This window comes from Azospirillum oryzae (genome assembly GCF_900177515.1).
In the GTDB taxonomy this organism is placed as follows: Bacteria; Pseudomonadota; Alphaproteobacteria; order Azospirillales; family Azospirillaceae; genus Azospirillum; species Azospirillum oryzae_A.
This window is the reverse complement of sequence record NZ_FXAK01000007.1, coordinates 1,528,688-1,542,424: the sequence shown is the minus strand read 5'-3', so window position 1 is coordinate 1,542,424 and position 13,737 is coordinate 1,528,688. Positions and strand designations below refer to the sequence as shown.

The following is a 13,737-nucleotide window of genomic DNA, read 5'->3' as shown; positions in this document are numbered from 1 at the left end:
TTACCGGGTTTCCGGCCTGCGGTCAATTTCAGGAGTGATCGGCTCGTAATATTCCGGGCCGAAGCCGGCAAGCTGGCGGCTGGCGGTGTTGAACGGGCGCTTCAATCCGCCGCGGAAATGGCGGGCGACCAGTTCCTGCCAGAGGGCGACCGGTTCCGCCCCGCGCTCGGCGCAGAGATGGACGAACCAGCGGCGGCCGGCGGCGACGTGGCTGATCTCCTCGTCATGGATGGTCTGGAGCAGGTCGGCGCTCTCGCCGTCGCCGAAGTCGCGCAGGCGGCGCACGGTGTCGGGGGTGACGTCCAGGCCGCGCGCCTCCAGCACCATCGGCACCACCGCCAGCCGGGCGGCGAGGTCGTGCGCGGTCTCCGTCGCCGCCTGCCACAGCCCGTCATGGGCCGGCAGGTCGCCGTAGGAGGAGCCCAGTTCGTTCAGCCGGGTCTCCAGCATCTGGAAATGCCGGGCCTCGTCGTCGGCGACCTGGATCCAGTCGTCGGTGAAACCCTTGGGCAGGCCGAGTGGCGCGAATCGGGCGACGATGTCCCAGGCGAGGTCGATGGCGTTCAGCTCGATGTGCGCCAACGCGTGCAGCAGGGCGATGCGGTTCTGAGCGCTGCCGCCGCGCCCGCGCTTGGGCATGTCGCGCGGCAGCTTCAGCTCCGGCCGGTCGGGACGGGCGGGACGGTCGGGCGGCGGGGCCGGCACGGCGGGCGACAGCAGGCCGTCGCGCCAGGCGGCGGCATGCAGGCGGGTCAGGCGCACTTTCTCAAGCGGCGCCGCGGTGGTCAGCACCGCGGTCGCCGCCTCACCCAGGCACGAAACGGAACAGGTCATTTCCAGCCGTAGGCGACGAAGTGCGGGTTGAGGATGTCGTCCTTGCCATAGACCAGCGGCGAGCCGTCCGGCTGCTCCACCCGGCCGCCGGCGCCGATCAGCACGGCGTGGCCGGCGGCGGTGTCCCATTCGCTGGTCAGGCCGAAGCGGGGATAGAGGTCGGCCTTGCCGCTCGCCACCGTGCAGAATTTCAGCGAGCTGCCGCAGGACACCCGGTCCTTGACGGTGTACTTTCCGAGGAAATCCTCCAGCACCGAACCGCTGCCGTGGGAGCGGCTGGCGACGACGGTCAGCCCGTCGGGCGGCGGGTTGCGGACGGCGATGGGGTGATCGTGGCGGCCTTCCGCGCAATGGACGGCGGTGCCGGGACCGGCGGCGGCGTACATGTCGCCGGTGGCGGGTGCATAGACGACGCCCAGAATCGGGGCACCATTCTCGATCAGGGCGATGTTCACCGTGAACTCGCCGTTGCGGGAGATGAATTCCTTGGTGCCGTCGAGCGGATCGACCAGCCAGAAGCGGCCGCCGGAGATGTCGGGCTTGTGGCCGGCGGCCATCGCCTCCTCCGCGACGACGGGCACGCCCGGCAGCAGGTGGTGCAGCGCCGGGACGATCACCGCCTCCGCCGCCTGGTCGGCCTGCGTCACCGGGCTGCCGTCGACCTTGGTGGCGACGTCGATGCCGTCGTTGTAGAAGCGCAGGATGACCTGACCGGCCTCGTGGGCGATGGTGCGGACCGTCGGCAGCAGGCTCGCCACAGCGGCATCGGGCATGGGGTAATCTCCCTATGGTATGAAGAGTCAGCATATCCTGCCCGAAGGCGGGCCGGAAGCTCTTGAACGGGTGTGGAACGGAGAAGGCGGATGACGGCCGGGGAATTGTCGGACATCGGGCGGCCGGACGGCCACGGGGCATTTGCACTATGGCGTGCTATGACCGCGGCCGATCTGGACCGGATCCTGGCCATCGCGGACATCGTTCATCCGGACTATCCGGAGGAACGCAGCGTGTTCGAGGAGAGGCTGATGCTCTACCCCGCCGGCTGCCGTGTGGCGGAATGCCGCGAAAAGGCCATCGGCTATGGCGTCATGCATCCGGGCAAACTGGGGGTGCCGCCGCCGCTCGACACCCCGCTGGGCAGGCTGCCGGCGGATGCGGACTGCCTGTACCTGCACGACATCGCTTTGTTGCCGGAGGCGCGCGGCACCGGGCTGGGGGCGGCGGTGCTGGGCTATGCCCACGGGCTGGCGGCGCGGGAGGGGTGGCGGTGGCTGGCGCTGACCTCGACGCCGGGCGCGCGGAGCTATTGGGACCGCGTCGGCTTCGCGCCCTACGAAGGCGGCGGGGCGGCGCTGGCGGCGAAGCTGGCGAGCTATGGCGGCGGGATGAGCTACATGACCGCGCCGGTGCGGGCTTAAGCGGCCAGCCGCGCCAGATCGGGGTCGGTCACCACCGATTGGAACGCCGGCTTGGCGAACAGGTAGCCCTGCATCAGGGTCACGCCCAGGTCGCGCAGGGTCTTGGCCTCGTCAGCCGTCTCGATGCCCTCGGCGATCGGGGTGATGGCGAGATCCTCGCACACCGCCAGGATGGCCTTGACGATGCTGCGCCGGGCCCGCTCGCTGTCGATGTTGCGGGTCAGTTCCATGTCCAGCTTGATGATGTCGGGCTGGAATTCGGCCAGCAGGTTCAGGCCGGAATAGCCGGAGCCGAAATCGTCGATGGCGGTCAGGAAGCCCTGGCGCTTGTATTCGTTGAAGATGCTCTTCAGGTGGTCGTGGTCCACCACCCGCTCGTTCTCCGTCACTTCGAAGATGATGCGGTCGGTGGGGAATCCGGTGCGGCGGGCGGCGGCGAGGGTCGCCTTGATGCAGGCCTCCGCCTTGTAGACGGCGTTGGGCAGGAAGTTGATCGACAGGCGGGCGCCGTTCATCGGCAGGGACGAGGCCAGCTCGATCGCCTTGATGCGGCAGGACTGGTCGAAGGCGTAGCGGGTGGAGTCGGTCACCTGGCCCAGCACCCAGCCGGCGCCCTGGCCCTGGGCGCCGCGCACCAGCGCCTCATGCGCCCAGACGCCACCGTTGGCGACATCGACGATGGGCTGGAACGCCATCGTGAAGTCCAGATCGAGACGGTCCGCACATTGACCGCCGCACCCACCGTCGCCAAACGCCATGGCCTTACCCCTGTCGGATCGAGAGCTTCCACCTTTAGGTAAGGAACAATGCCATGGTTTTCATCCGACGGAGGTGTGGCAAGTGCCACACCTTCCGACTAGGACTTTCCCCTATTCCGCTGCCATTCGGGTTTCGGCCTTACGGATTGCCGCCCACACCGTTTCCGGCGTCGCCGGCATGTCGATGTGGGTGATGCCGAGGTCGGACAGCGCGTCGACCACCGCATTGATGATGGCCGGCGGCGCGCCGATGGCTCCCGCCTCGCCGGCGCCCTTCATGCCCAGCATGTTGGTGGTGCTGGGCACGCTGTTCAGCTTCACCTCGATCGGCGGCATGTCGACCGCGCGCGGCATCTGGTAGTCCATGAAGGAGCCGGACAGCAGCTGGCCGCTGTCGGGATCGAACACCACCCGCTCCTGCAGGGCCTGACCCAGCCCTTGCGCGACGCCGCCATGGATCTGGCCGATCACCAGCATCGGGTTGATGACCGTGCCGAAATCGTCGACGACGCTGTAGCGCAGCACCTCGACGATGCCGGTGGCGGGGTCGATCTCCACCTCCGCGATGTGGCAGCCGTTGGGGAAGGTGCTGGCCGGCGGGGTCCAGCGCGCCATCTCCGAGAAGGCGATGCCGCCGGTGCCGCCCGCCGCCGCCTTGGCGGCGACCTCCTTCAAGGAGACCGAGCGGTCGGTGCCGACGATGGTGAAGCGGCCGTCGGCGAACTCGACGTCCACCTCGGCGGTTTCCAGCAGGTCGGCGGCGACCGTGGTCGCGGCCTTCACCACCTTGGCCGCACCTTCCGCCAGCGCCGAGCCGCCGACCGGGACGGAGCGCGAGCCGCCGGTGCCGGCGCCCCAGCTGACGCGGTCGGTGTCGCCCTGAACCACCTCCACGTCTTCCGGCGGGACGCCCAGCCGGTCGGCGAGGATCTGCTTGTAGGCGGTCTCGTGGCCCTGGCCGTTGGTCTGGGTGCCGATCATCAGCACCACCTTGCCGTCGCCGTTGACCTGGACGGTCGCCTGTTCCGGCCCGCCGCCTGAGCAGGCTTCGATGTAGGTGGACAGCCCGGCGCCACGCAGCTTGCCGCGGGCCTTGGCCTCCGCCTTGCGGGCGGGCAGGCCGGCCATGTCGGCGAGGATCAGGCCGTCTTCCAGATTCTGGACGAACTCGCCGGTGTCATAGACCTGCCCCATCGGCGTGGCATAGGGCATGGCGGTCGGCGGGATGAAGTTGCGCCGCCGGATCTCCGCCGGGCCGAGGCCGGTGACGCGGCCGGCATGGTCGATCAACCGTTCCAGCAGATAGGCCGCTTCCGGCCGGCCGGCGCCGCGATAGGCGTCCACCGGCTGGGTGTTGGTGAAGACGCCCTTCACCCGCACATAGACGGCCGGAGTCTTGTAGGAGCCGACCAGCATCGCCGATCCGGCATCGGTCGGGATGAAGGGGCCGTAGTTGGACAGATAGGCGCCGAGATTGGCGACGGTATCGACCCGTAGCCCCAGGAAATGGCCGTCGGCGTCGAGCGCGAGGCGGGCCTTGCTGACATGGTCGCGGCCGTGGTCGTCGCTGATGAAGCCCTCGATCCGGTCGGCGGCCCATTTGACCGCGCGGTTCAGCCGGCGGGCGGCGAACAGGCAGGCGACATATTCCGGGTAGTTGAACAGCTTCATGCCGAAGCCGCCGCCGACATCGGTGGTCAGCACGCGGATTCGCTGCTCGGGCTCGTTCAGGATCTTGGCGAACTGCTTCTGCAGCCCGTGGACACCCTGGCTGGTGACGTAGATCAGCAGCCGGCCGGGGCCGCCGTCGGCACCGGATTCGACGCCGGCGACGCAGGCGCGGCCCTCCATCGGGTTGGCGACGACGCGGTTGTTGACCAGTTCCAGTTCGACGACGCGGTGGGCGCCGGAGAGCGCGGACTCCACCGCCGCCTCGTCGCCGGTGTCCCAGTCGAAGCAGAGGTTGTTCGGCGCCTCGTCCCACACCAGCGGGCGGCCGGGCTCCAGCGCTTCCAGCGTGCCGGTGACGGGCTCGCGGTCCTCGTAATCGACCATCACCAGTTCGGCGGCCTCGCGCGCGGCCTCCAGCGTTTCCGCCACCACCATGGCGACCGGATCGCCGACATGGCGGGCGAAGCCGCGGACCAGCGCCGGGCGCGGGGTGCGGACATAGTTGGAGCCGTCGCGCTGCTTCAACACCGCCTGGCAGGGGATCATGCCGACATTCTCGGCGTCGAGATCGGCGATGGTGTAGACCGCCAGCACGCCGGGCTGGGCCAGCGCGTCGGACGTGTCGATGGCGCCGATGGCGGCGAAGGCGTGGGGCGAGCGGACGAAGGCCGCATAGGCCTGTCCGGGAAGAGACACGTCGTCGGTGTAGCGGCCGCCGCCGGTCAGCAGCCGGGCGTCTTCGGTGCGCGGAACCGCCTGTCCGATGCCGAACTTCATGGGTGAACTCCCGCCTTCCGGTTCGATGCGATTGTTGTGCCCCGCGAAGATAGGCCGGCTTAAGCGTCAGGGAAACCCCGACGGGCGACATGGGTGACGGTTGTCCGCTGCAAGGATTGTCGGGTGGACCCGCAAGAATAGGGGCAAACGGCTGGCGCAATCGACCTTCAAGGGCCATATTTCAGGGTATGTGTGGACGCATGCTTCTCACCACCCCGGTCAGCGAGGTCCAGCGCGTGTTCGGCGTGCCCGAACGGCCGAACCTGATGCCGCGGTGGAATATCGCCCCGACGCAGGACATCCCCGTCATCCGTCGCGAGGAGGACGGCCGCCATCTGGCGATGGTCCGCTGGGGGCTGGTGCCGCCCTGGGCCGACGACCCCGCCATCGGCGGGCGGATGATCAACGCGCGAGGCGAATCGGTGGCCGACAAGCCGGCTTTCCGCGATGCCTTCCGCAAGCGCCGCTGCCTGGTCCCGCTGGACGGATTCTATGAATGGACCAGCGTGGGGGAGGGGGCGAAGCCGCGCAAGCAGGGCCACGTCATCCGCCGCCGCGACCGCGGCCTGTTCGCGCTGGCCGGCTTGTGGGAGCGCTGGCGCGGGCCGAAGGGCGCACCGCCGCTCGACCCGCCGCTGGAAACCGCGACGGTGGTGACGACGGCGACCAACGCGACGCTGTCCTTCCTGCACGACCGCATGCCGGTGGTGCTCGACCCCGCCGACTGGGATGCGTGGCTTGATCCCGCGACCCCGCTGCCGGTGCTGGAGGGGCTGATCCGCTCCGCGCCGGATGAGTGGCTGGATGTGGTGCCGGTGGGGCCGAAGGTGAACAGCGTGCGCAACGACGACTGTTCCTGCCTCGATCCGCCGCAGGAGGCCGCTCCGGTCAATGCGAAGGGCAGCAAGTCCGGCGATGACCAGCCGAGCCTGTTCTGAGGCGATGGCGATGCTGCGGAAGGGGCCGGTGAGCGGGCTGCTTCTGGCGGCGGCGCTCGCGGTGGCGGGACCGGCCATGGCACAGACCAATCAGGCGGCCAAGGGGCGCGGCCCCATCGCCAACACGCCGGACCAGACCCTGAAGGGCACCGCCATGGCGGTCGAGGGCGACCTGCTGACCATCAACGGCACGGCGGTCCGATTGATGGGCATCGACGCGCCGGATCCGGGGCAGAAGTGCAGGAACCGTTACGGTCACGAACTGGACTGCTTCAAGGTCGCCACCGCCGTGCTCGCCAACATGGTGAAGGGCGAGGAGGTGAACTGCACCGTCACCGAACAGGACCGCACCGGCGAGAAGAAGGGCGAATGCCGCGTGCGCGGCGTCGATCTGGGGGCGGCGATGGTGTCACGCGGCTGGGCCTTTCAATATGCCAGCCTGTCGCCGGCCTATCAGAAGGGCGAAGCCTATGCCCAGAGCAAGCGCATGGGGCTGTGGGCCGGGCAGGTGGAAAAGCCCTGGCAATGGCGCAGCCGGCAGCTTCGCGAGAACGCCAAATGACCGCGGCTCGCTCTACGATTGCCCTACCCTCGATTGCTTTTTCCTGACCGTAGGGGCCTGATCGTCCGTTGGCGGCCGGCACCCCCATTTCCCATTCGACCGCCACCCCGCACATGATAGGATCCGAATAGGACGAAGGACGGTCAAATAAGCCGGCTTATGGCCCGACGCGATTCGACGGGGCCGGCGCCTTTCCCCGGTCAACGGTTCGAAAGGCGCGAATCCAGAGCGGCAACTCCCGGCGGGGAGCGGAGTCACGGGTATGCTCGTTTACGAATGCGAACTGTTCGAAGTGGTTCCGGTGCTGCGCCGCTACGCGCGGGCGCTGACCGGCGCGACCGATCGCGGCGACGCGCTGGTGACCCGCTGTGTCGAGGCGGCGATGATGGCGCCGTCGCGCTTCGGGCTGGATCGTGGCGGCGACGGGGCGTTGCTGCCGATGTATGCGCTGCTGAACCTGCTGTTCGACCGTTCCGAAGACCTTGGCCCGGCAGGCCGGCCGCTGCGTTCGCCGCACCCCATCGAACGCGCCCTTGCCGAACTGCCGGAGGCCGATCGCCGTCTGTATCTGCTGACCGCGCTGGAAGGGCTGAGCCTGCCGCAGGCGGCGAAGGTGCTGCAACTGCGGCCGGGTGAGGCGATCGAGAGGTTGAAGACCGCGCGCGCACGGGTGCGCGGCGCCATGGTCCAGCGGGTGATGGTGGTGGAGGACAACGCCCTGCTGGCGATGGAACTGGGGGCGCTGGTCGCCGAAATGGGGCATGTCGTCTGCGGGACAGCCGGCAACGAGCCGGAGGCGCTGGCCCTGATGAAGGTGGAGAAACCGACGCTGGCCCTGCTGGACGTCCGGCTGGCCGACGGCGGCAGCGGGATCGAGATCGCGCGGCGGCTGAAGCGCGTGCGCGATCTGCGCACCATCTTCGTCACCGCCTTCGACGACGACATCCAGGCCGGCGATGCCCGCCATCTGGGACAGATCGTCCGCAAGCCCTTCACGAACGCCGGCATCCAGGCCGCCATCTCCCGCGCCATCTTCATGCCGCAGCCGGTGGCGCTGGCGTAAGGTCGCCGATCAGGCCCGCAATATAGGCACACGAAAAAGGGACCGCCGGCCGTCCGGTGGTCCCTTTGTGTTGTCCGGCTTTGGAGCAAGCCGGGCAGCCGGCGGTTAGACCGTCGTCCGGCGGCCGGCGATCATGCGGTAGATGGCCAGGATGATGATCGCGCCCACAATGGCGCCGATGAAGCCCGCTCCCTCGCCCGGCCGGTACCAGCCGACGGCGGCACCCAGATATGTCGCGACGAAAGCGCCGGCGATGCCCAGCAGGGTGGTGATGATGAAGCCGCCCGGATCGCGACCCGGCATCAGGAACTTGGCGACGATGCCGGCGAGAAAGCCGATGATGATCGTCCAGAGAATGCCCATGGTGTTTTCCCTTCCGTTGCGGGACCGTCTTCCCATGCCCAATAACGGGCAGAGACGCATTTGGTTCTCGCCGATGCGTGATCTTTTAGGGTGCCTCGCCTTTGGGTATGCGAAACCCGGGCGGCGGGAACCTTTCCAGGGCCGGCCATGTTCTCCGCATCACGTTCCCGGCGCTGCACTGCGGTGCCGCCACGGACGACTGTTTAGGAGATGCGTTATGAACAAGACCTTCATTTTCACCGCTGTGGGTGCCGTTCTGCTGTCGACCGGCGCGATGGCCCAGGTGGCCGGTTCCGCGACGACGCCTCAGGCCGGGTCCAGCTATACGATGGGCGCGACCACCGGCGTTCCGCCGCTCACCGCGCCGGCGCGCGGCCTGCCGGTGACCGACACGGCGCAGGGCGGCAAGGTCGTCGTGCTGGGCGAGAGCATCGGCGAACGCCAACTGGCCGAACAGCAGCGGATGGAGAACCGGATGCCGGCCGGCGGCTATTCGGGGTCCAGCACCGGGACCTATGGCTCGAACACCGGGACCTACGGCTACAGCAATTCGGGTTCCAGCCATTCCGGATCCAGCTATTCCGGCACCGGTTCCCAGACGGAAGGCAACAACAGCACGCGCGGCCTTGATGGCGGCGCGCCCTATACGCCGCCGACACGCTGATTCATGGCCCGCTGATTGATGGCTGCCGGCCGGTCTTTGGTCAGCCCGGCCTGAAACGAAGCGGCCCCGCATCGCTCCCCATCCGGAGGGCGCTGCGGGGCCGCTGGCGTTTTATAGGGACATTCCGTTCAACGCAGCGCGCGGATGTTGGCCGCATACTGCTCCGGGCCGCCGGTGAAGGTGGCGGTGCCGGCCACCAGCACGTCGGCGCCGGCCTCGATCGCCAGACGGGCGGTCTCCGGGTTGATGCCGCCATCCACTTCGAGGTCGATCTGCTTGCCGAGCGCGTCGATGCGGGCGCGGAGGTCGCGGATCTTCGGAAGCTGGCTCTTGATGAAGCTCTGGCCGCCGAAGCCGGGGTTCACCGTCATCACCAGCACGAGGTCGATGTCCTCCAGCACATGCTGGATGGCGTCCACCGGGGTGGCCGGGTTCAGCGAGACGCCGGCCTTCTTGCCCAGCGACTTGATCAGCTGGATGGTGCGGTGCAGATGCGGCCCGGCTTCCGGATGGACGGTGATGATGTCGGCGCCGGCCTTGGCGAAATCGGGAATGAACAGGTCCACCGGCGAGATCATCAAATGGACGTCGAAGACCTTGGCGGAGTGCGGACGCAGCGCCTTCACCACGCCCGGCCCGATGGTGAGGTTCGGCACGAAATGGCCGTCCATCACGTCGATGTGGATGTAGTCGGCGCCGGCGGCATCCACCGCGCGGACCTCCTCGCCCAGCCGGGCGAAATCGGCGGAGAGAATCGAGGGGGAAATCTTCACGGCGCGCATGGGGCTTTCCTGGTGCGGGAGGGGAGCGGGGCTGATTCGCCGCACTTCCTATCACGGGGCCGCAATGCAAGTCATGACATGATGTGGATGGCGGCCATGCCTCCATCGTGCGGATTGCACCGTTTGCGCTTTACCGCAACTGCGAAGCGTTGTATCCGTTGGAATATAGGTTGGGTGGCGAAATCGGCAGGAGGTGGCGATGGTCGGTTTGAATGGGAAGTTCGGGCGCCGCGGATTCACGGCGGCGGTTTCGGCTTTCGTCCTGGGCATCGGCCTGACGGTCTCGGCACCGGCGGCGATGGCGCAGGACGTGCTGGTTCTGGCGGCGGCCTCGACCAAGAATGCGGTGGAAAAGCTGGCCTCGCAGTTCAAGGTGAAGACTGGGACCACCGTAACGTCCTCCTTCGCCGCTTCGTCGGCGCTGGCCAAGCAGATCGAGAATGGCGCCCCGGCCGACATCTTCATCTCGGCCGATCTTGACTGGATGGACTATCTGCAGAAGCGCGATCTCATCAAGACCGACAGCCGGGTGAATTTGCTGGGCAACGAACTGGTGGCGGTGGTGCCGAAGGGTTCGACCCTGAAGCCGGATCTGTCCAAGGGCGGCAATCTGGCGGACCAGCTGGGCGACGGGCGGCTCGCCACCGGCGACCCGTCGAACGTTCCGGTCGGGAAGTACGCCAAGGCGGCGCTGGAGTCGCTGGGCCAATGGACGGCGGTCGAACCGAAGCTGGCGCGGGCCGACAGCGTGCGCGCCGCGCTGGTGCTGGTCAGCCGGGGCGAGGTGCCGCTGGGCATCGTTTATCGCACCGACGCCGCCATCGATCCGGGGGTGGAGGTCGCCGCGGCCTTCCCGCCGGACAGCTATCCGGCGATCACCTATCCGGCCGCCTTGGTGGCGGCGTCGAAGAATCCGGCGGCCGTCGCCTTTCTCGACTACATGAAATCGCCGGACGGCATGGCGGTGTGGAAGGAATTCGGCTTCGTTCCGGCACCCAAGGCACCGTAAGCTCTGCCGCATGGAACTCCTGACGCCGATGGAAACCACCGCGTTGCTGCTGAGCCTGCGTGTCGCGGGTGTCGCCATCGCGTTTGGATTGCCGGTGGCCGTGCTCGCCGCCTGGGTGCTCGGCCGTTATTCCTTTCCGGGCAAGACGCTGGTCGATGGGCTGGTCCATCTGCCGCTGGTCCTGCCGCCCGTGGTCACCGGCTATATCCTGCTGGTGACGATGGGGACCAAGGGGGTGGTCGGCGGCTGGCTCTACCAGACCTTCGGCATCAAGCTGATCTTCACGGCGGAGGGGGCGTCGCTGGCGGTGGCGGTGACCTCCTTCCCGCTGATGGTGCGGGCGATCCGCCTGTCGGTTGAGGCCATCGACGGCGGGCTGGAGGCGGCGGCCCGTACGCTTGGCGCCGGGCCGGTCGACCGCTTCTTCACCATCCTGCTGCCGCTGATGGCGCCGGGCCTGCTGTCCGGCGCCATCGTCGCCTTTGCCGCCGCAATGGGCGAGTTCGGGGCGGTCATCACCTTCGTGTCCAACATCCCCGGCAAGACGCAGACCCTGCCGCTGGCGATCTATGCCGCGACGCAGGAACCGGGCGGCGACGCGGTGGCGGCGCGGCTGGCGGCGATTTCCTTCGGCGTGGCGCTGCTGGCGCTGATGCTGTCGGAGTTTCTGGCGAACCGGGTTCGCCGCCTGATCGGGCAGGTCTGACCATGCTCGACCTGCACATCCGCCAGACACTGGGCGCCTTCACGCTCGACATTGCCTTCACCGCGGAGGAGCGTGGTGTGACGGCGCTGTTCGGCCGATCCGGCTCCGGCAAGACTTCGGTCATCAATGCGATCGCCGGGCTGAGGCGGCCCGATGCCGGCCATATCCGCATCGGCGACACGGTGTTCTTCGACAGCGCCCGGCGCATCGACGTGCCGGTGGAAAAGCGTCGCATCGGCTATGTCTTCCAGGACTCGCGGCTGTTCCCGCACATGACCGTGCGCAGCAACCTGGAATACGGGCTGCGCCGTGTGCCGGCCGGGGAGCGGCGGATCGCGTTCGCGCCGGTGGTGGAGTTGCTGGGGCTGGGCCATCTGCTGGACCGCCGGCCGCGCGGCCTGTCCGGCGGCGAGAAGCAGCGGGTCGCCTTCGGCCGCGCCCTGCTGGCGCAGCCGCGCCTGCTGCTGATGGACGAGCCGATGGCCTCGCTCGATACCGCCCGCAAGGCGGAGATCATGCCCTATATCGAGCGGCTGCGCGACGAGATGAACATCCCCATCGTCCTGGTCAGCCACGCATTGGACGAGGTGGTGCGGCTCGCCACCACGATGGTGCTGATCGCGGAGGGCAGGGTGCGCGCGGCCGGGCCGGTCGGCGCGGTGATGGGCCGACTGGATTTGTCGGCGGTGACCGGTGCGCAGGATGCCGGCGCGGTGCTGGACCTGATCGTCGAGCATCATGTTCCGGAGGACGGGCTGTCGGTTCTGGGCTTCGACGGCGGGCGCCTGACGGTTCCGCGGATCGACCGCCCGACCGGCGCGGCGGTGCGGCTGCACATCCATGCCCGCGACGTCATCATCGCCTTGCAGCCGCCGAGCGGCGTCAGCCTGCGCAACGCTCTGGCCGCGACGGTGGTGGAGGTGGCGGAGGCGGGGCCTTCCTCGGCCGATGTGCGGCTGGCCGTCGGCGGGTCCTTCCTGATCGCGCGCATCACGCGGGCGGCCGTGCGCGAGTTGGAACTGGCGCCCGGCCGCCCGGTGGTGGCGCTGGTCAAGGGGATCGCCTTCGAGCCGGACAGCAGCGGCGAGCCATCGGACCGGCGGAGGCGGGTGGTGGACGTGTGACCGTCCACCACGTCCGTCCTTACTGGCTGCCCGACGGGGTGGGGGAGCCGCCGGTGCTGGCGCCGCCGCCGGCCGAACCGCCGGCGGTCGAGCCGCCCGGCACGGTGCGGGTGGCGCCGCTGGTCTCGTTCATCGAATTGCCGGAGGTCCCGCCTTGCACCGGAACGCCGGTCGAAGGCGGCGGGACGGTGGTGGATTCGGTGCTCGACCCGCTGCTGGTGGTCGGGCTGGTCTGGTTCGCCGCATTGGAGTTCTGGGCGTTTTGGTCGTCGCAGGCCGCCAGGCCCAGAAGCAGGGCGGGCAGGGCCACGATCAGAAACTTGCTGCGCATGGGGTATCGCTCCTCAGCCAGTTGGCGGCGCCATCGGCGGGATTGGCCGTATGAGCCAGCGTTGGACTCGAAACCGAACCCAGCGGCGCCGTGTGGGTCCAAACACGCCACCGCCGGTTTCATTCCATGCACATTCGCTCTATGCCGCGTGGACGGCTGTACCGATGAGCGGGAGCGTCGCCCAACGGAACGCCCGTTACCAACGAGAACTTTATAGGAACATTCCGTCGACTTGTGGCTTGGGCGTGAGGGATACCCATTACTGGGTTGCGCAAAGATCACGAACCTTTTGCGACTTGGCTGTTCCATCTTTTTCGTTTGACCGGTGGAAAGCCGCTGTGATTCCATCGTGCCACCATGACGATGATCGCCGACCTCACCGACACGCTCGCCCGCGCCGCCAAAAGCGCGATCCGCCAAGCAATCATGCCGGCGCTGTGCGCCTGCGTGGTCGCCTACTTCGCCTACTACGCGATCCATGGCGACCGCGGGCTGGTGGCGATGAAGCAGATCCAGGGGGAAATCGCCCAGGCGGAGGATGTGCTCAACCAGCTCCGCACCGAGCGGGAGGATATGGAACGGCGCGCCCAGCTGCTGCGCGGCGACGGCCTTGACCGCGACATGCTGGAGGAGCGGGCGCGCCTGATGCTGAATTTCGCGAACCCGCGCGACGTCATCGTCAAGCTTCCCAAACTGGCCGATCCGGAAGGTGCGAGCCAGCAGAAGTAAGGGGATAT

Annotated in this window: 16 protein-coding genes; 9 read left to right on the top strand and 7 right to left on the bottom strand. The window is 68.2% G+C overall.

The features are described from left to right. Together B9N97_RS19780 and cysQ are read right to left on the bottom strand one after the other, a co-directional pair. Positions 1 to 834: a ferritin-like domain-containing protein gene (locus B9N97_RS19780; RefSeq protein WP_085089460.1), complete on the bottom strand. Its 834-nt coding sequence runs from the start codon at positions 832 to 834 to the stop codon at positions 1 to 3. Further along, the gene (gene cysQ / locus B9N97_RS19775; RefSeq protein ID WP_085089459.1) at positions 831 to 1,607 is read right to left on the bottom strand and encodes a 3'(2'),5'-bisphosphate nucleotidase CysQ; all 777 of its coding nucleotides are present in this window, start codon (positions 1,605 to 1,607) and stop codon (positions 831 to 833) included. Before cysQ ends, B9N97_RS19780 begins: the two co-directional genes overlap by 4 nt. 159 nt (positions 1,608 to 1,766) lie before the next feature. Between cysQ and B9N97_RS35100 the strand changes: the two genes are divergently transcribed. Beyond that, on the top strand, positions 1,767 to 2,252 hold the full coding sequence (locus B9N97_RS35100; protein ID WP_244560799.1) for a GNAT family N-acetyltransferase: 486 nt from the start codon (positions 1,767 to 1,769) through the stop codon (positions 2,250 to 2,252). Here B9N97_RS35100 and B9N97_RS19770 read toward each other — a convergent pair. Beyond that, positions 2,249 to 2,947 carry an EAL domain-containing protein gene (locus tag B9N97_RS19770; RefSeq protein ID WP_208621236.1) on the bottom strand — a complete coding sequence of 233 codons (699 nt, stop codon included), beginning with the start codon at positions 2,945 to 2,947 and terminating at the stop codon, positions 2,249 to 2,251. The two genes, B9N97_RS35100 and B9N97_RS19770, sit on opposite strands and share 4 nt — an antisense overlap. Positions 2,948 to 3,121: 174 nt before the next feature. Then, positions 3,122 to 5,458: a xanthine dehydrogenase family protein molybdopterin-binding subunit gene (locus B9N97_RS19765; protein ID WP_085089458.1), complete on the bottom strand. Its 2,337-nt coding sequence runs from the start codon at positions 5,456 to 5,458 to the stop codon at positions 3,122 to 3,124. Between the two features lie 200 nt (positions 5,459 to 5,658). Here B9N97_RS19765 and B9N97_RS19760 point away from each other — a divergent pair, with 200 nt between their 5' ends. From B9N97_RS19760 to B9N97_RS19750, 3 genes are all read left to right on the top strand, one after another. Further along, on the top strand, positions 5,659 to 6,396 hold the full coding sequence (locus B9N97_RS19760) for an SOS response-associated peptidase (protein WP_085089457.1): 738 nt from the start codon (positions 5,659 to 5,661) through the stop codon (positions 6,394 to 6,396). Next, positions 6,374 to 6,958: a thermonuclease family protein gene (locus B9N97_RS19755; RefSeq protein ID WP_085089456.1), complete on the top strand. Its 585-nt coding sequence runs from the start codon at positions 6,374 to 6,376 to the stop codon at positions 6,956 to 6,958. Before B9N97_RS19760 ends, B9N97_RS19755 begins: the two co-directional genes overlap by 23 nt. A gap of 262 nt (positions 6,959 to 7,220) precedes the next feature. Further along, positions 7,221 to 8,021, top strand: coding sequence for a PhyR family response regulator anti-anti-sigma factor (locus B9N97_RS19750; protein WP_085089455.1), 801 nt, complete (start codon positions 7,221 to 7,223; stop codon positions 8,019 to 8,021). 105 nt (positions 8,022 to 8,126) lie between these two features. Here B9N97_RS19750 and B9N97_RS19745 read toward each other — a convergent pair whose 3' ends face one another. Then, on the bottom strand, positions 8,127 to 8,384 hold the full coding sequence (locus B9N97_RS19745; protein ID WP_085089454.1) for a GlsB/YeaQ/YmgE family stress response membrane protein: 258 nt from the start codon (positions 8,382 to 8,384) through the stop codon (positions 8,127 to 8,129). Positions 8,385 to 8,601: 217 nt separating this feature from the next. Here B9N97_RS19745 and B9N97_RS19740 point away from each other — a divergent pair, with 217 nt between their 5' ends. Continuing rightward, positions 8,602 to 9,048, top strand: coding sequence for a hypothetical protein (locus B9N97_RS19740; protein ID WP_085089453.1), 447 nt, complete (start codon positions 8,602 to 8,604; stop codon positions 9,046 to 9,048). Positions 9,049 to 9,176: 128 nt separating this feature from the next. Here the strand turns inward: B9N97_RS19740 and rpe are convergent, their stop codons facing one another. Next, on the bottom strand, positions 9,177 to 9,830 hold the full coding sequence (rpe, locus tag B9N97_RS19735) for a ribulose-phosphate 3-epimerase (RefSeq protein WP_085089452.1): 654 nt from the start codon (positions 9,828 to 9,830) through the stop codon (positions 9,177 to 9,179). A gap of 199 nt (positions 9,831 to 10,029) precedes the next feature. Between rpe and modA the strand changes: the two genes are divergently transcribed. Genes modA through modC form a run of 3 tightly spaced genes read left to right on the top strand, consistent with a single transcriptional unit; the run spans position 10,030 to position 12,669 of the window. Further along, complete coding sequence (modA, locus tag B9N97_RS19730) at positions 10,030 to 10,839, top strand: molybdate ABC transporter substrate-binding protein (RefSeq protein WP_085089451.1); 810 nt, start codon at positions 10,030 to 10,032, stop codon at positions 10,837 to 10,839. A 10-nt stretch (positions 10,840 to 10,849) separates the two neighbouring features. Continuing rightward, positions 10,850 to 11,545, top strand: coding sequence for a molybdate ABC transporter permease subunit (modB, locus tag B9N97_RS19725; protein WP_085089450.1), 696 nt, complete (start codon positions 10,850 to 10,852; stop codon positions 11,543 to 11,545). Positions 11,546 to 11,547: 2 nt separating this feature from the next. Further along, the gene (gene modC / locus B9N97_RS19720) at positions 11,548 to 12,669 is read left to right on the top strand and encodes a molybdenum ABC transporter ATP-binding protein (RefSeq protein ID WP_085089449.1); all 1,122 of its coding nucleotides are present in this window, start codon (positions 11,548 to 11,550) and stop codon (positions 12,667 to 12,669) included. A 19-nt stretch (positions 12,670 to 12,688) separates the two neighbouring features. Here the strand turns inward: modC and B9N97_RS19715 are convergent, their stop codons facing one another. After that, on the bottom strand, positions 12,689 to 13,000 hold the full coding sequence (locus B9N97_RS19715) for a hypothetical protein (RefSeq protein WP_085089448.1): 312 nt from the start codon (positions 12,998 to 13,000) through the stop codon (positions 12,689 to 12,691). A gap of 357 nt (positions 13,001 to 13,357) precedes the next feature. Here B9N97_RS19715 and B9N97_RS19710 point away from each other — a divergent pair, with 357 nt between their 5' ends. Continuing rightward, on the top strand, positions 13,358 to 13,729 hold the full coding sequence (locus B9N97_RS19710) for an FtsB family cell division protein (protein ID WP_085089447.1): 372 nt from the start codon (positions 13,358 to 13,360) through the stop codon (positions 13,727 to 13,729). Positions 13,730 to 13,737: the final 8 nt, after the last annotated feature.